Annotated in this window: 14 protein-coding genes; 6 read left to right on the plus strand and 8 right to left on the minus strand. The window is 68.7% G+C overall.

Features of this window, described 5'->3' with window-relative positions; all coding sequences use genetic code 11:
* Window positions 1-69: 69 nt before the first annotated feature.
* On the minus strand, window positions 70-1,482 hold the full coding sequence (locus AAEX60_RS09370) for a bifunctional ADP-dependent NAD(P)H-hydrate dehydratase/NAD(P)H-hydrate epimerase (protein WP_342102935.1): 1,413 nt from the start codon (window positions 1,480-1,482) through the stop codon (window positions 70-72).
* Window positions 1,479-1,835 carry a holo-ACP synthase gene (locus AAEX60_RS09375; protein WP_342102937.1) on the minus strand — a complete coding sequence of 119 codons (357 nt, stop codon included), beginning with the start codon at window positions 1,833-1,835 and terminating at the stop codon, window positions 1,479-1,481. The genes AAEX60_RS09370 and AAEX60_RS09375 overlap by 4 nt, the downstream gene beginning before the upstream one ends.
* Window positions 1,836-2,269: 434 nt before the next feature.
* On the opposite strand from AAEX60_RS09375, the gene AAEX60_RS09380 reads away from it, so the two are divergent.
* Window positions 2,270-2,713, plus strand: a complete 444-nt coding sequence (locus AAEX60_RS09380) for an RDD family protein (protein WP_342102938.1) — start codon at window positions 2,270-2,272, stop codon at window positions 2,711-2,713.
* 192 nt (window positions 2,714-2,905) lie between these two features.
* Here AAEX60_RS09380 and glmS read toward each other — a convergent pair whose 3' ends face one another.
* Entirely contained in the window at window positions 2,906-4,753 is a 1,848-nt protein-coding gene (gene glmS, locus AAEX60_RS09385) for a glutamine--fructose-6-phosphate transaminase (isomerizing) (RefSeq protein ID WP_342102940.1), read from the minus strand.
* 166 nt (window positions 4,754-4,919) lie between these two features.
* Between glmS and coaA the strand changes: the two genes are divergently transcribed.
* Window positions 4,920-5,891 carry a type I pantothenate kinase gene (gene coaA / locus AAEX60_RS09390; protein ID WP_342102942.1) on the plus strand — a complete coding sequence of 324 codons (972 nt, stop codon included), beginning with the start codon at window positions 4,920-4,922 and terminating at the stop codon, window positions 5,889-5,891.
* A 256-nt stretch (window positions 5,892-6,147) separates the two neighbouring features.
* Here coaA and glmM read toward each other — a convergent pair whose 3' ends face one another.
* The 4 genes from glmM to treZ all read right to left on the minus strand — a co-directional run bounded on the left by glmM (window position 6,148) and on the right by treZ (window position 10,548).
* Window positions 6,148-7,500, minus strand: coding sequence for a phosphoglucosamine mutase (glmM, locus tag AAEX60_RS09395; protein ID WP_342102943.1), 1,353 nt, complete (start codon window positions 7,498-7,500; stop codon window positions 6,148-6,150).
* A gap of 130 nt (window positions 7,501-7,630) precedes the next feature.
* Window positions 7,631-8,161, minus strand: a complete 531-nt coding sequence (rpsI, locus tag AAEX60_RS09400) for a 30S ribosomal protein S9 (RefSeq protein ID WP_342102945.1) — start codon at window positions 8,159-8,161, stop codon at window positions 7,631-7,633.
* A gap of 29 nt (window positions 8,162-8,190) precedes the next feature.
* A complete protein-coding gene (gene rplM / locus AAEX60_RS09405; protein ID WP_342102947.1) occupies window positions 8,191-8,634 on the minus strand; it encodes a 50S ribosomal protein L13 in 444 nt (147 codons plus the stop codon).
* A gap of 138 nt (window positions 8,635-8,772) precedes the next feature.
* Complete coding sequence (gene treZ / locus AAEX60_RS09410) at window positions 8,773-10,548, minus strand: malto-oligosyltrehalose trehalohydrolase (protein ID WP_342102949.1); 1,776 nt, start codon at window positions 10,546-10,548, stop codon at window positions 8,773-8,775.
* Window positions 10,549-10,849: 301 nt separating this feature from the next.
* Between treZ and AAEX60_RS09415 the strand changes: the two genes are divergently transcribed.
* The 3 genes from AAEX60_RS09415 (at window position 10,850) to AAEX60_RS09425 (ending at window position 15,079) form a co-directional block, all read left to right on the plus strand.
* Window positions 10,850-12,154: a glycoside hydrolase family 125 protein gene (locus AAEX60_RS09415; RefSeq protein ID WP_342102950.1), complete on the plus strand. Its 1,305-nt coding sequence runs from the start codon at window positions 10,850-10,852 to the stop codon at window positions 12,152-12,154.
* Window positions 12,155-12,184: 30 nt separating this feature from the next.
* A complete protein-coding gene (locus AAEX60_RS09420; protein WP_342102951.1) occupies window positions 12,185-12,877 on the plus strand; it encodes an MOSC domain-containing protein in 693 nt (230 codons plus the stop codon).
* Between the two features lie 114 nt (window positions 12,878-12,991).
* Window positions 12,992-15,079, plus strand: coding sequence for an elongation factor G-like protein EF-G2 (locus AAEX60_RS09425; RefSeq protein ID WP_342102952.1), 2,088 nt, complete (start codon window positions 12,992-12,994; stop codon window positions 15,077-15,079).
* A 131-nt stretch (window positions 15,080-15,210) separates the two neighbouring features.
* Here AAEX60_RS09425 and AAEX60_RS09430 read toward each other — a convergent pair whose 3' ends face one another.
* Window positions 15,211-15,675, minus strand: coding sequence for an SRPBCC family protein (locus AAEX60_RS09430; protein WP_342102954.1), 465 nt, complete (start codon window positions 15,673-15,675; stop codon window positions 15,211-15,213).
* Between the two features lie 83 nt (window positions 15,676-15,758).
* On the opposite strand from AAEX60_RS09430, the gene trmB reads away from it, so the two are divergent.
* Window positions 15,759-16,535, plus strand: a complete 777-nt coding sequence (trmB, locus tag AAEX60_RS09435; protein ID WP_342103159.1) for a tRNA (guanosine(46)-N7)-methyltransferase TrmB — start codon at window positions 15,759-15,761, stop codon at window positions 16,533-16,535.
* Window positions 16,536-16,579 lie beyond the last annotated feature (44 nt).

Below are 16,579 nucleotides of genomic sequence, written 5' to 3' on the forward strand. Positions count from 1 at the left end.
TATCGTGGCTGGCTTCGGCGCAGTGGTGACCACGAGCCCAGAGCCTGTCGCGGGGTCTGACCAGCACAATCACCAGAAGGGGTCGAACTCCGCCACCACGGCGGCCACCTCGCGGCCGACCACGTCCGGCGGCCACGGGCCCCGCTTGCGCTTGGCGGCCATCGCCTGCACCGAGGAGCCCAGCAGGGCGGCGTCGGAGGCGCTCATCCCGCTGGCCAGCAGCGACGCGCAGATCCCGGCCAGCACGTCACCCGACCCGGCCTGGGCGCTCCAGTGCGGGCCGGGCACGGCCAGGCGCACCCGGCCGTCGGGTTCGATCACGTACTGGGTGGCGCCCTTGAGCAGCACGACGGCATTCCACCGCTCCGCAGCCTGCCGGCCGTACCACAGCGGATCGGTCTCCACCTGTTCCCGCTTCACTCCGAGCATCCGGGACATCTCCCCGGCGTGCGGGGTGAGCAGGCTGTTGGCCGGGACGGCGTCGGGCAGGGCCAGCAGCGCGTCGGCGTCGATCACGGCCGGGGTGTTGCTGGCCAGCCGCCCCGCCAGCCGGTCCCGGTTGGCCTCGGTCTGGCCCCAGCCGGAGCCCAGCAACCAGGCCTGCACTCCCCCCTCCCCCTGGGTGACGCTGGGCAGCTGGGAGCGGATCAGCCCGGCGGCGATGTCCGGCCCGACAAAGCGGATCATCCCGGTGCCGGCGTGCAGGGCGCCGATGGTGCCCAGGACCGCGGCACCCGGGTAGCGGGTGGAGCCGGTGTCGATCCCGACCACGCCGCGGGAGTACTTGTGGCTGGTGGGGCCGGGAACGGGCCACAACCGGGCAATGTCGGCGGGCTCGGCCTGCAGGGCCACGGGTTCCGCGTCGACCCGCAGCCCGATCGGGTGCCGCTCCACCACCCCGCACCGACGGGCGGCCGGCTGCAGCACATGACAGGGCTTGAGCACGTCGAAGGTGATGGTGCGGGTGGCGCAGAAACTCTGCTCCGGCAAGGTTCCCAGGTCGGCGCCCAGACCCGACGGCAGGTCGACGGCCAGCACCTCGATCCCCAGCACCTCGGCCTCGGCGGCGAAGGTGGCCACCACGTCCGGCAGCCCTGGCCGTCCGCCGATTCCCAGCACGGCGTCGATCACCAGGTAGGTGTCGGCCAGCGCCTGGGTGGCGGCCAGCGTGTCCAGCTCCTGGCAACCCGCGGAACGGGCGGCAGCCAGGCCGGCTTCATGCCCGGAACCGGCGGTGAGCCAGAAGCTCACCCGGCACCCCGCCGTGGCCAGCCGGGCGGCGGCGTACAGCCCGTCGCCGCCATTGTTGCCGGGGCCGACGGCCACCAGCACCGGGCTGTGCGGGATGTTGTCACCCAGCATCCGCAGGGCGGCCTCCGCCACCCCGTCCGCGGCCACCTGCATCAGGTCGACGCCGGGGTTCTGGGCGAAGAACTCCTCCTCCGCCTCGCGGACCGCCTGGGCGCTGTGGATGGGAATCATCGTGCCTCGCAAATGACAAAGGCGGTGGCCAGGCCGCCGTCGTGGGAGATGGACAGGTGGACGTCGGTGACGCCGAGTTCGGTGGCCCGGGCCAGTACGGTTCCACGCAGCAGGAAGCTGGGGGCGCCGTCGTCGCCCCGGACCACTTCAGAATCCAGCCAGGACATGCCGACGGGGGCGCCGAGCGCCTTGGCCAGCGCCTCCTTGGCGGCCCACCGGGCGGCCTGCGAGGTGACCGAGACGGCCGCTTCGGCCGGGTTCAGGATCCGGGCAACCATGGCCGGGCGGCGTTCGCACATGGCCTGCCAGCGCTCGACGCTGCACAGGTCCACCCCGATTCCGATGATTGCCACGCCCCGACCATAGTCGACGGCTCGGGCGGGCCCCACATCGCGTCGGGCCATCGCCGGCTGGCGGAGCGTCGCCTGCGAGCGGGCCTGACCGACTCCCCTTCGGAACCGGGGGGCATGCCAAAGTTGGCAGCTTTTCGACGATTGGATCGTGCCAATAATTTTCTGTGTCCACCAGGCTGCCAACTTTGGCAGCACCCTGCGGAGGGGGCCGTCCGATCCCACCCGAACCCGGCACACGACGACGCCCACCGGAGAATCGATGGGGGCGCTGGGGACCCCGAGGAGGATCCCGGCCAGCCCACCCCCCTGGCCTGACCCCAGGCCCGCGATTCGCGATCCATCGACTGGCCTGGGAGCGGTCCCGGTCTGGTGGCTGCAGCCGCGCGAACACCCCTACCAAACCCGTGAACCAGCCTGTGGTTAGGGTGTTCGCCATGCCTGAATCACATCCGCCGTCGCAGGTCTTGGTGCGTGCCACAGGACGGGTGCTGCCCGAGGCCCCCGCCAGCAGGCGATGGTGGGCCCGGCTCATCGACGCCGCAGCGGTGTGCTTGCTGTGCCCGACCGTCTGGGCCGTCCTGTCCGTCTGGCCCGGCTTCGACCCGTCGTTGGCGCAGGCCTTCGCCGCGCTGTCCTATCCCGCGGGGGCCATTCTGCTGGGAGCGCTCTATGGGCGGGGCTTCAGCCCCGGGCAGCTCCTGATGCGGGTGAAGTCCCGCCGGACCCGTGATGGAAGGGTGGTGGGCGCCTTCCGTGGAAGCCTGCGTTTCCTCGGGGTGGCCTTCCTCCCGCTGTGGATCTGGCTGCTGGTCACTGGCGGGGACCCCGGAGCCATCGGCTGGGACGACGACGTGATCGTGACCACGCGACGCGCCTGAACCGGTGCCCGCCCGTGGCCTGGAGGCCGGGACAGCAGCGCCCCCACCGGAGAACCGGTGGGGGCGCTGCGCTGAGGAGTTTGAGGGGGTCGCCCCCCGAAACTCATGTCCGCCCGCGAGCGCAGGCACGAGCCTGCGAGTGCCGAGGCGCGCGAGTGCTCGGGGGAGTTTGAGGGGGTCGCCCCCCTCAACTCATTCAACCGTGACGGACTTGGCCAGGTTGCGGGGCTGGTCGACGTCATTGCCCAGTAGGGTGGCCACCTCGCAGGCGAACAGCTGCAGCGGCACGATGGCCAGCAGCGGCTGCAGCAGGGTGGACGCCTTGGGGTGGCGGATGATCACGTCGGCGTAGGGGTTGACGGAGTCGTCGCCTTCCTCCACCAGCACGATGGTCTTGGCGCCGCGGGCGCGCACTTCCTGGATGTTGGAGACCACCTTGTCGTGCAGCTGGTCGCGGCCCTGCGGCGGGACCATCACGAAGACCGGGATGTCCTGCTCGATCAGGGCGATGGAGCCGTGCTTCAGCTCGCCGGCCGGGAAGCCCTCGGCGTGCTTGTAGGCAATCTCCTTGAGCTTCAGCGCACCCTCCAGCGCCGACGGGTAGCCCACGTGACGGCCCAGGAAGAAGAAGGACCGGTCATCCATCAGGTCCTTGGACAGGTCCAGGATCTGCTGGTCGTTGTCCAGCATCGACTGGATCGCGGCGGGCATCTTCTGCAGCTCGTCGGTGATGGCCTTGATCTCGTCGCCATACTTCATGCCGCGCACCTGGGCCAGGTAGAGGCCCAGCAGGTAGCAGGCAACCACCTGGGTCAGGTATCCCTTGGTGGAGGCGACGCCGCGCTCGGGGCCGGCGTGGGTGTAGATCACGGCGTCGGACTCACGCGGGATGGTGGCGCCGTTGACATTGCAGATGGCAATCACCTTGGCGTGCTGCTCGCGGGCGTGGCGGATGGCCATCAGGGTGTCGGCGGTCTCGCCGGACTGGCTGATGGTGACCACCAGGGTGTTGGGGTCGATGATCGGGTCGCGGTAACGGAACTCGCTGGCGATGTCGACCTCGCAGGGGATGCGGGTCCAGTGCTCGATGGCGTACTTGGCCACCAGGCCGGCGTGGTACGCGGTGCCACAGGCGACAATCACGATCTTGTTGATCCGACGCAGCTCCTCGGGCGAGATGCGGATCTCGTCCAGGGTCAGCTGGCCGTCGGCGTCATAGCGGCCCAGCAGGGTGTCGGCAACGGCCTGCGGCTGCTCGTAGATCTCCTTGCGCATGAACCAGTCGAAGCCACCCTTCTCGGCGGCGGTGATGTCCCAGTCGACGTGGTAGGGCTTGACCTCGGTGGCGGGGCTGCCGTCGAAGTTGGTGACCTCGTAGGAGTCCTTGGTGATCACGACCACCTGGTCCTGGCCCAGCTCGACGGCGTCGCGGGTGAACTCCAGGAAGGCGGCGACGTCGGAACCGAGGAAGTGCTCCCCCTCGCCGACGCCCACCACCAGCGGGCTGTTACGACGGGCGGCAACCACGCGGTCCTGGTCCTGGGCGTCGATGGCGACCAGGGTGAAGGCGCCCTCCAGGCGGTTGGCAACCTGGTGGATGGCGTCGGTGATGCTGGCGCCCTCGTCCACCAGCTTGCCCAGCAGCTGGGCGGCGGCCTCGGTGTCGGTCTCGGACTTGAAGGTGACGCCCTGGGCCTCGAGCTCGCTGCGCAGCTCGGCGAAGTTCTCGATGATGCCGTTGTGCACCAGCGCAACCCGGCCGGACTGGCTCACGTGCGGGTGGGCATTCTGGTCGGTGGGGCCACCGTGGGTGGCCCAACGGGTGTGCCCGATGCCGTGATTGCTGGCCGGCAGCGGGCTCGCGGCGATCTCGGCATCCAGATTGGTGATCTTGCCCGACTTCTTGCGAGCCTCGATCTTGCCGTCGGCCTCGACGGCAACGCCTGCCGAGTCGTAACCGCGGTACTCAAGGCGGCGAAGCCCCTCGATGACAACGTCCTGGGCGCTACGCGGCCCGATATATCCCACAATTCCACACATGGCAAGAAGTGTACAAAACGATTGAGCGTTTTGCGAATGACACCCCGTCAGCCCTTGTCGAACCGGCGCCGCATGCTGGACGCGCGGCCGATGTGTTGGACACGAACATACCGACATTGAGAATGTAGCCAATGAGGAGGCGCCGCACACCGATTGGCGCAAGATCATGAGCGAAAAGTTGGCGGCCGCCCCTGGTTCAGAGGAGAACCCGGCAGGCCCCTACGTCGAGCTGGACCGCAAGAGCTGGTCTGAGCTGGCCGACCACACCGACATCGACCTGGACGAGGCCACCCTGGCGCGGCTGCGCGGCCTGGGCGACCCCACCAGCCGGGAGGAGGTGGAGGCGGTCTACCTGCCGCTCACCCAGCTGATCCATCTGCACATGCGCCACACCGGCCACCTCTACCGGGCCAGCAATGCCTTCCTGGGGCTGGACGTGCGCCGCACCCCCTTCGTGATCGGCGTGGCCGGTTCGGTGGCCGTCGGCAAGTCCACCACCGCCCGGCTGCTCAAGGAACTGCTCTCCCGCTCCCCCGGCCGGCCCAAGGTGGAGCTGATCACCACCGACGGCTTCCTCTACCCCAATGCCGAGCTGGAGCGACGCGGGATCCTGGACCGCAAGGGTTTCCCGGAGAGCTATGACCGGCGGGCGCTGCAACGCTTCGTGGTCGACGTGAAGTCCGGCGCCCCCGAGGTGCATGCGCCCGTCTACTCACACATGATCTACGACGTGACCGATGAGGTGGAGGTGGTGCGCCGCCCCGACATCCTGATCGTCGAGGGGCTGAACGTGCTGCAACCCGCCCGAGTGCGCAGCAATGGCACAACCGGGCTGGCGCTGAGCGACTTCTTCGACTTCAGCGTCTATGTCGACGCCGCGGAACACGACATCCAGACCTGGTACCTGGACCGCTTCCTGCAACTGCGCAAGACCGCCTTCAGCGACCCGCGCAGCTTCTTCAAGCGCTACGCGACGATGTCCGAGCCGGAGGCGATCGACTTCGCCCACAAGGTCTGGGACGAGATCAACGGCCCCAACCTGCGGCTGAACGTCGCCCCCACCCGGCCTCGGGCCACGGTGATCCTGCGCAAGGGCGCAGACCACGCCGTGGAGTGCGTGCGGATCCGCAAGCTCTGAACACACGGGTTCGCTTCGGCTCCGCCTCCGCTCACCACCCGTGCATCGAGTCGCTTCGCTCTCCTCTGTCTGTTCCGGGCAGGCGCGCCGGATCCGGCACGGTGCGCCAGCAGGTGCACCTGGCGACCCGCACACCCGTCGCACGGTGCATCAACCGGCGCGAGGTGCCGACACAGGAGACCCGGCCACCCAAACAGTGGATGGCCGGGCACAATCCCAACCATGGTCGGGGTTCACGGGGCGGAGCCCTCCGTGTCTACAGGCTGACGCGCTCCTTGACGATCGCCGCCAGCTCCTCGCAGACCTCCTGCGCCTTCTCCGTCGTGGCGGCCTCCACCATCACGCGGACGACCGGCTCGGTGCCCGAGGGGCGGAGCACGACGCGACCGGTGTCGCCGAGTTCCTTGTTGGCCTTACTGACGGCGGCCTGGATGGTGGGGTCGATGCCGGCACGCAGCTTGTCGACGCCCTTGACGTTGATCATCACCTGCGGCAGGCGGGTCATCACCTCGCCCAACTCCTTGAGGCTCTTGCCGGTGCGCACCATGCGGGCCGCCAGGTGGAGGCCGGTGAGCACCCCGTCGCCGGTGGTGGCGAACTCACTCATGATCACGTGGCCGGACTGCTCGCCACCCAGCGCGAAACCATTGGCATTCATGCTCTCCAGCACATAGCGGTCGCCCACCTTGGTGGAGTCGACGTGGATGCCGTTGGCCTTCATGGCGTTGACGAAGCCCAGGTTGCTCATGATGGTGGCCACGACGGTGTCGATGTGCAGCTTGCCGTCCTCCTTGAGGGCCAGCGCCAGGATCGCCAGGATCTGGTCACCATCAATCAGGGTGCCCTCAGCGTCGCAGGCGAGGCAGCGGTCGGCGTCGCCGTCGAAGGCCAGGCCCAGGTCGGCCCCCACCTCGACCACCTTGGCCTGCAGGTCACCCATGTGGGTGGAGCCGCAGGCCTCGTTGATGTTCTCGCCGTCGGGGGTGTTGTGGATGGCCACCACCTCGGCGCCCTGGGTCTCGAAGGCCGCCACCGCCGTCATCGACGAGGCCCCGTTGGCGCAGTCCAGCACCACCTTCAGCCCCTGCAGGCTGGAATCCGCGCCCAGGCTGGAAACCAGATGGGCCACATAGGCCTCGATCGCCCCCGGGTCCTCGGTGACCCGGCCGACGGCGGCGCCGGTGGGACGGTCCCACTCCTCGCCCATTCGCTCCTCGATGGCGTCCTCCAGCAGGTCGTCCAGCTTCACGCCACCGCGGGAGAAGAACTTGATGCCATTGTCGGGCATCGGGTTGTGGGAGGCGGACAGCATCACGCCCAGGTCCGCATTGCGCTCATTCACCAGGAAGGCGACGCCGGGGGTGGGCACCACGCCCACCCGCACCACGTCGACGCCGGCGCTGGCCAGGCCCGCCACGACGGCCGCCTCCAGGAATTCACCGGAGGCGCGGGTGTCGCGCCCCACCAGGGCGGTGGGCCGCTTGCCGTCGAAGACGCCGGCCTCCCCCAGGACGTGGGCAGCGCCCACCGAGAGGTCCAGGGCCAGTTCGGCCGTGAGGTCCTTGTTTGCCAGTCCGCGCACACCGTCGGTGCCAAAAAGTCGAGCCATGGAACGCAACCCTACCGGCTGGTTGCCGGGCGCATCGGCACCACACACGGAGCGGGAAACACAAAAACCGCCACCCCGGAGGGTGACGGTTCTTGTGGAATCCGCGACGGCCAGTGGCCGCCGGCCGGAATCAGCGCTTGCTGTACTGCGGAGCCTTGCGGGCCTTCTTGAGACCGGCCTTCTTGCGCTCCTTGATCCGCGCGTCGCGGGTCAGCAGACCGGCCTTCTTCAGGGCGGGGCGGCTGGCCTCTTCGTCGATGGCGTTCAGGGCGCGGGCAATGCCCAGGCGCAGCGCACCGGCCTGGCCGGTGATGCCACCGCCATTGATCCGGGCAATCACGTCATAGGCCTCGGTGACGCCAGCGGTCACGAAGGGCTCGTTGACCAGCTGCTGGTGCACCTTGTTCGGGAAGTACTCCTCGATGCTGCGGCCGCCATTGATGGAGAACTTGCCGGTTCCGGGAACCAGGCGAACGCGGGCGACGGCCTCCTTGCGCCGGCCGGTGCCGCCACCAGCGGCGATCACCGCGGCGCGACCCGACGGGTTGGTCGCGGGAGCCGGGTTCGAATCCGTGCGGTAGGCGATCTCACGATCATTCTCGTCGGTGAACGGGGCGACCTCGGTCTCGAGGTTCTCGTCAAGCTCTACGGTCTCAGACACTTTGATTCCTTGATTCGCGTGGTCGATCGTCACTGGGCGATCTGGGTGATCTCGTACACCTGCGGCTTCTGCGCGGCGTGGGGGTGCTCGGGGCCGGCGTAGACCTTGAGCTTGCTCATCAGCTGACGGCTCAGCTTGTTCTTCGGCAGCATGCCCCACACGGCCAGCTCGACGGCCTTGCGCGGATCCTTGTCCAGCATCTCGCCGATCGGGGTCTTGGTCAGGCCACCGGGACGGCCCGAGTGGCGGTAGCGCATGGACTTGGTGCGCTTCTGGCCGGTCAGGGCGATCTTGGAGGCGTTGATGATGACGACGAAGTCACCACCATCGACGTGGGGGGCGTACGTGGCCTTGTGCTTGCCGCGCAGCAGGGTGGCGGCAGTCACCGCGAGGCGTCCGAGGACGACATTCTCGGCATCAATCACATGCCAATTCCTGGTGATGTCCCCAGGCTTCGGGCTGTACGTAGACACGGGTCGCAGACCATCTTCCGTTAGATTCGTGAACAGGTTCGGCAGCGCGTGGCGTCGGCGATCAACTCACACCTAGACACTCCAATGCGCAACAGCGATTTAGCCTACCCCGCCGAAACGGGATGGGTCAAAACGACGTCAGGAGCGGCCCGGCAGGGCGTCCTTGGCAAGGTGCAGCACCGCCGCGGCCTGCGGACCGAGCAGCAACTTCTCATCGGTGACCTGGACGTCGCCGATCCGCAGCAGCACCCCCGAGGGCCCCTCCAGATCGATCTCCGCCGGATCCAGGTCAAAGTTCACCGCGATGGTCATGGTCTCGCCCCGCTCCAGGGCAAACCAGTGGCCCTCCGGATCGAACCGGGCGCTGACCCACTCGAAGCGCGGGTCGGTCAGGTCCGGGTAGGTGCGGCGCAGGGCGATCGCATCGCGGTAGGTGGCCAGGATCTCCGCATGGGCGTCCTCGGCCAGCTCGTCCCAGTTGAGCTTGGAGCGCTCGAAGGCGGCCGGATCCTGCGGGTCGACGATGGTGGACACATCCCAGTCCATCTTGCTGAACTCCTCCAGCCGGCCCTTGCTGACCGCCTCGGCCAGCTCCGGTTCCGGGTGGGAGCTGAAGAACATGAAGGGCGTGCTGGCGGCCCACTCCTCCCCCATGAAGATCATCGGGGTGTAGGCGCTGAGCAGCGTGATCAGCGCCGCAATCTGCAACTGCCGCGGGGTCTCCCGGGTGGCCAGCCGGCCACCGTCGGCGCGGTTGCCGATCTGGTCATGGTTGTCACTGCAGACCACCAGCCGCCAGGTGGGGATGGTGGGCGTGTCCAGCCGACGTCCGTGCCGCCGGCCGCGGAAGCTGGACTTCGTGCCGTCGTGGAAGAAGCCGGTCTCCATCACCTTGGCCAGGGCCTCCAGCTCCGCGAAGTCCGCGTAGTAGCCGGAGTCGTCGCCGGTCAGGTTCGCCAGCAGGGCGTGGTGGAAGTCGTCGCTCCACTGCGCATCCAGGCCGTAGCCGCCGGCCTCCCGGGGGGTGATCAGCCGGGGGTCGTTCAGGTCGGACTCGGCAATCAGGCACAGCGGCCGGTTGAGGAAGGTGCTCAGGGCATTCACCTCAACGGCCATCTCCTCCAGGATGTGGATGGCGCGGGTGTCGATCAGGGCGTGCACCGCATCCAGCCGCAGGCCGTCGACGTGGTAGTCCTGCAGCCACATCAGCACATTGTCGATGATGAAGCGGCGCACCTCGTCGGAGTCCTCGCCGGCCAGGTTGATGGCGCTCCCCCACGGAGACTGCACCGACTCGTCGAGGAAGGGGCCGAACAGCGGCAGGTAGTTCCCGCTGGGCCCCAGGTGGTTGTAGACGACGTCCTGGATCACACCCAGGCCGCGGGCGTGGCAGGCGTCGACGAATTCCTGGTAGGCCCGCGGGCCACCGTAGGCGTGGTGCACGGCGTACCAACCCACCCCGTCGTAGCCCCAGCCGTGCTCGCCGTTGAAGGCATTGACCGGCATCAGTTCCACCAGGTCAATCCCCAGCTCCACCAGGTGGTCCAGCTTGTCGATGGCCGCGGTCAGGGTGCCCTCGGGGGTGAAGGTGCCGATGTGCAGCTCGTAGATGATGGCGCCGGCCAGCTGTCGCCCGGTCCAGTCCTGATCCTGCCAGTCGTAGCTGGCGGGGTCGTAGAGCCGGGACAGGCCGTGCACCCCGTCGGGCTGCCAGCGGGAGCGGGGCGCGGGGATGATGGCGTCCTCCCCATTGAGCCGGTAGCCGTAGTCAACGCCCTCGCGCACCAGGTGCTGGTGTTCCGGGTCCAGCCGCCACCAGCCCTCGTCGGCGCGGGTCATCGGCACCTGTGTGCCGTCGATCACCAGGTCGACGCGCTCGGGGATGGGGGCCCAGAGATCAAGCGACAGCGGCATGAGCAACTCCTGCGTGGGGGTGGAACGGATGGTGTTGTCACGGTATCCGCTTCCGGGGCGCCCACTGCCCGGATGGACACGGTCTTCGCCCAGAATGAACGCTTTGCACGTTCGAACCGTCACGGGCGGCCACCGCGGGGCCAGCAGATCGCCGTCCGGGCCCGATGGTACGGCCACCCGCAGCGCTGACCAGCCGGTCACCCACAACATCTGCGGCAGGTCAGATGACCAGAGCCGCCAAAGCCGGGTTGGACAACTGACCTGCCGCATTTGTTGTGGTGCGCCCCGCCATACTGGGCGCATGCCCCCCCATGTGGTGAACCCGGCGAGCCCCCAGGTCCGTGCCCGGGTGGCCGCCGAGGCCGAACGGATCGTCGACGCCACCGGTGAGCCCCGGTTCGGGGAGCATTACGGCCGCCTCATGCTGGACACCTGGCAGCGCACCCTGCAGCCCGGGCCGGATGGGGTCTTCGTGGTCACCGGCGACATCCCGGCCATGTGGCTGCGGGACTCCTCAGCCCAGCTGCGCCCCTGGCTGGCGCTGGCCGTCTGCCCGCAGATCGACGAGATGGTGCGCGGCGTGGTGCGGATGCAGTGGCGGCTCATCGCCCACGACCCCTACGCCAATGCCTTCAACCACCCCGATCACCCTGCCTCCTGGCGCCGCCTGCGCCACCTGTTGGACAACCACGCCTGGCAGACCCGGTTGGATCCCTGGATCTGGGAGCGCAAGTACGAGGTGGACTCGCTGGCCTTCCCGATGCTGCTAGCCGATGCGCTGTGGAAGTCCACCGGCGACCCCTCCCATCTGGACGGCCGGGTCCACCGGGGCCTGCGGAGGGTGCAGCGGGTGTGGCGCTTGGAGCAAGATCATCAGCGCAGTGACTACCGCTTCGTCCGGTTGGGGGCGGCACTGCTGCGCCACCGCCGGGACACCTTGGCCCAGTGGGGCCGAGGAAATCCCGTCGGGTACACCGGGATGACCTGGCAGGGATTTCGGCCCAGCGACGATGCCTGTCGGCACGGCTACCACATCCCCGGCAACCTGATGGCGGCACACGCGCTGCGGCTGGGCGCGCGCTGGTGCCGCGAGTTGTGGTCCGACATGCCTCTGGCCGCGGATTGCGAGCGGCTGGCCGCGGAGATCACCGCCGGGGTGGAGCACTTCGCGATGCTGCCCGACGGGGGCTTCGCCTATGAGGTGGACGGCCTGGGTGGCGTCGTGGCCGGCGACGACGCCAATCTGCCCAGCCTGCTGGGGCTGCCGCTGGTGGCCGGCCTGGACGCCTCCGATCCGCGATACCTGGCCACCCGGGGCCGGATCCTGTCGTCGGCCAACCCCTGGTGGCACCAGGGAACGCAGGCCAGCGGGATCGGCAGTCCGCACACCCCGGGGCGTCGGATCTGGCCGATTGGGCTGGCAGTGCAGGGGTTGACGTCGCCGGATGCCGACGAGCGGCTGCGGCTGGCGCGGCTGCTCGTCGACACCACCGGCGGCACCGGCCGGATGCACGAGAGCTTCCACGCCGACGACCCGTCGGACTTCACCCGGGCATGGTTCAGTTGGGCGGACATGACCCTGTGCGAACTGCTGGCCAGCCTCTGAGGCCGCGGGACAGCGGGCAGGATGAGTGCCATGCGGCAGCAGGCAATCGTGGAATCACTGGGCTGGACCCCGGTCAAGGGCACCTCCTGGCACGCGGCATCCCGGCTGGAAGTGGGCGTCGACGGGATCGAGCAGGACCGGCGCTGGACTCCGATCACCCGGGACCTGCGGGCCGTGAAGGCCACCGACGTGCCCCAGCTGGCCGGCCTGCGGGTCGAGCCCGCGCAACTTCCTGGCGTCGGCGAGGACCTGGTCTTCCCCCGCCCCCGCACGGTGCGGTACTACCACCGGCCGTTCACCGCGTGGGTGCACGACGGTCCGCTGGCCCGTCGGATCGGCGCCGTGGTGGGCGAGCCGGTCTGGCTGGCGCACACCACCGGCCCGGCGGGATTCATCTGGAGCTCGCCGGTCAGCCTGCTGCTGCGCAGTGAACTGGCCCACCCCACCGAGCCGCTGCCCGACGACACCGCGCGCTACCGCCCCAACATCGTCCTGAATGACCGGGAGGCCCCGCTGAGCCTGCGCCCGGGCGCGCGGATCGAGCTGCCCGACGGTGTGCTGCTGGAGGCCGAGCGGGAGCTCGACCGCTGCCTGGTGATCAACCACCATCCGGTCACCGGCGCCCGGGATGCGAACCTGCTCAAGCGGCTCCGCCCAGGCGTGCTGCTCGGGTGGGGGTGCCGCGTGCTGCGGCCCGGCACGGTGCACACCACCACCGGTTGAGCCTCCCCCGAGCCTCGCCACCCCACCCCCTGCGGCCGTCGGTGACAAAAGCCACAGCCAAATCTCCTTGTCAGCACCCACCACAAGGGGCAATGTGGGCACATGAGTTCAAAGGTGAGCGCTACTGCAAACAAGGTTTCCAGCCCCGTAGACCTACGCAATGTGGTCCTGGTCGGGTCATCCGGGTCTGGCAAGACCACATTGTTCGACACGCTGCTGGCTGTCCGGATTCCCGGCCACCGGCCGGCAAAGGACGACACGGACCGTGCCGCCGCCCTCACCCTCGCCTCGGTTTCCAGCGGCGACGTGGTGATCAACCTGCTCGATGCCCCGGGCCACCCGGACTTCGTCGGTGAGCTGCGCGCGGGTCTGCGCGCGGCCGACGCGGCCATCTTCGTGGTCTCGGCCAGCGACGGGATCGACAACACCACCGCCGCCCTGTGGGCCGAGTGCAAGGCCGTTGACCTGCCGCGGGCGATCGTGGTCACCAAGCTCGACGCGGAACGCGGGGACTATGAGACCACCGTGGAGCTGTGCCAGCAGACCTTCGGCGAGGGCGTGGTGCCGGCCTACCTGCCACTGACCAATGACGCCGGTGAGGTGATCGGCTCGATGTCGCTGGTCACCGAGCGAATCCACGACTACTCGTCGGGTTCCTCCGCAGTGCGCGAGCCCAGCGACGAGGAGTCGGACCAGATCGAGACCTACCGGGCGCCCTTCCTGGAAAGCGTGGTGACCGAGGCCGAGGACGACGACCTGATGGAGCGCTACCTGGAGGGCGAGCAGCTGGCCGTCGACCAGGTGCGGGGGGATCTGCTCAAGGCCACCGCCCATGCCGCCTTCTTCCCCGTCATCCCGGTGCAGGCGGGAAATGGCGTCGGCGTCGAGGAGCTCTACAGCCTGATCGAGCACGGTCTGCCGCATCCCGCGCTGCACCCGCTGCCGACCGTGACCTCCGCGGATGGCTCCGACATCCTGGAACTCAGCTGTGACCCCGACGGCCCGCTGGTGGCCGAGGTGGTCCGCACCACCTCCGACCCCTATGCCGGGCGGCAGTCCATGGTGCGGATCTTCTCCGGCACCCTGCGCACCGACGACGTGGTGCAGGTGGCCGGCCACCGGGAGCTGTTCACGGGCGTGGCCGACGCGCACCACCCGGAGCACGAGGAGGACGAGAAGATCGGCCCGCTCTCCTTCCCCGTCGGGACCGAGCTGAACACCAAGAACATCGCGATCGCCGGTGACATCGTGCTGGTGGGCAAGCTGAGCAAGGCGGAGACCACCGACACCTTGTCCAGCAAGGAATCCCCGGCCCTGGTGGAGCCCTGGAACCAGCCCGAACCGCTGCTTCCCACCGCCCTCAAGGCCGCCACCCGCAATGACGAGGACAAGCTGGCCGGTGCCCTGGCGCGGCTGGTGATCGAGGACACCACGGTCCGGCTGGAACGCACCGCGGAGACCGACCAGGAGATCCTGTGGACCATGGGCCAGGCCCACACCGAGCTCCTGCTGAACCGGTTGAATGACCGTTACGGGGTCAAGGTCACCCAGGAACCGATCAAGGTGCCGATGCGGGAGACCTTCATCGCCCCCGCCAAGGCGCACGGCCGGCACGTCAAGCAGTCCGGCGGCCACGGCCAGTACGCGGTCTGTGACATCGAGATTGAGCCCGCCGAACGCGGCTCCGGCTTCACCTTCGTGGACAAGGTGGTGGGTGGCGCCGTCCCGCGCCAGTTCATCCCCAGCGTGGAGAAGGGGTTGAAGAACCAGATGGAGCGCGGCACCGTCTACGGCTTCCCCATGGTGGACGTGCAGGTCACCCTGTACGACGGCAAGGCGCACTCCGTCGACTCCTCCGACATGGCCTTCCAGTCCGCCGGCGCCCTGGCGCTCAAGGAGGCGGCGACGCCGAAGACCGTCGGGCTGCTGGAGCCGATCGACGAGATCACCGTCACCGTCGGCGAGGAATACATGGGCGCCGTGATGACCGATCTGGGCAGCCGACGCGGGCAGGTGCTGGGCACCGACGCGGACACCGAGCACCACGCCATCCTGAAGGCCTTGGTTCCGGTGGCCGAGCTGGAGCGCTACGCGGTTGACCTGCGCGGTCTGGCGCACGGCAGCGGCACTTTCACCCGTCGCTTCCACGGCTACGAGCTGGTGCCCGCCAACATCGCCGAGAAGTTCGAGCAGAAGGGCTGACCCTTCAAGGCTCCTGAGCCTGTCGAGCGACGCATGACGAGGGCCGCCGTTCCCCACCGGAACGGCGACCCTCGTCGCTTCTTGACCCGGGGGGTCGCCGGTTGGGTCTGGATACGTCGGCTCTTGTGGACCTACTTCTCGCTGACCCGCGCGGCCAGCTGCGCCAGCGTGTCCTCCAGCACCTGCGCCGGCAGGATCGGGAAGCGGGACTTGAACTTGCTGCTGCGTACCTCACTCCAGTCATAGGTGAGCGAGACCTTGGTGGCCTGGGACCCCTCGGGCTCCAGCTCGTAGACCCATTCCCAGCCGCCGGGCTCCTCCCCCTCGCGGGCCGGTCGCCAGGCCAGCAGCTTGTTCTCGATCAGCCCGGTGACATGGTTCTCCATCCGGTACTCGCCGCCCATCTTCTCGTGGAACATGTCCATGCTGAAGACGTCGCCGACCGCCTGGATCCGCTGGTCGCCCTGCTCGGCACCGCGCACCATCTCCGACGCGTCGATCGAGACATGGTTGCGGGGCAGCGTGAGCACGTCGAAGATGTCCTTGGCGGGCGCATCGATCACGCGGGAAATGGTGAGACTTTCAGTGGTCGTCATCCTGCCAGCCTTGCGGAGGCCGGAGCGCGGCGGCCAGCGATTCCGCTGGACGCTGACATCGCCCGTAGGATTGTCCGGTGCCAATGCCCCCTGACGTGAGCCCGTCGACGCCGGACCAACCGCCCCGCAAGCGTCGCGTCCACCGCGAGGTGGTGAGCTTCGTGCGGCGCAGCGCCCGGATGAATGACTCGCAGGTCAAGGCGTGGGAGGCGCACCATGACCGCTGGGTGATCGAGGTGGCGCAGGGCGAGACGGAGACCTCGATCGTCGCGCAGCCCCAGCCCGACTGGGAGGTGGTCTTCGGCCGGGAGGCACCGCTGATCGTGGAGATCGGCTCCGGCACCGGGGAATCCCTCGTCGCGATGGCCAAGGCGCATCCCGAGGCGAATGTGGTGGCCTTCGAGGTCTTCCAGCCCGCCGTCGCCTCAACCCTCAGCCGGATGGCGCGGGAGGGCGTGGACAACATCCGGATCGTGATGGGCAATGGCCAGCAGGGCCTGGAACACCTCTTCGAGCCGGGCTCGATCAGCGAGCTGTGGCTCTTCTTCGCCGACCCGTGGCACAAGGTCCGCCACCACAAGCGACGTCTGGTCGGCGCCGACTTCGCGCAGCTGGTGCGTTCCCGGCTGGTCGACGGCGGGCGCTGGCGGCTGGCCACCGACTGGGATGACTACGCCGAATGGATGCGGGAGGTGTTGGACGTCGCCTCCGGGTTGGTGAACGAACACCTGGACCCGGCCGATCCCGAGAACACCGGGTGGGCGCCGCGGCTGGAGCTGCGCCCAGTCACCAAGTACGAACGCAAGGGCCTGGCAGCCGGCCGCACCATCCACGACCTGACCTATCGGAAGACCTCGTGACCGGCCATCCCGACCCGACGGCCGAGCAGGGCCGAACCCCGACG

Source organism: Luteococcus sp. H101, from assembly GCF_038433155.1.
Taxonomy (GTDB): Bacteria; Actinomycetota; Actinomycetes; order Propionibacteriales; family Propionibacteriaceae; genus Luteococcus.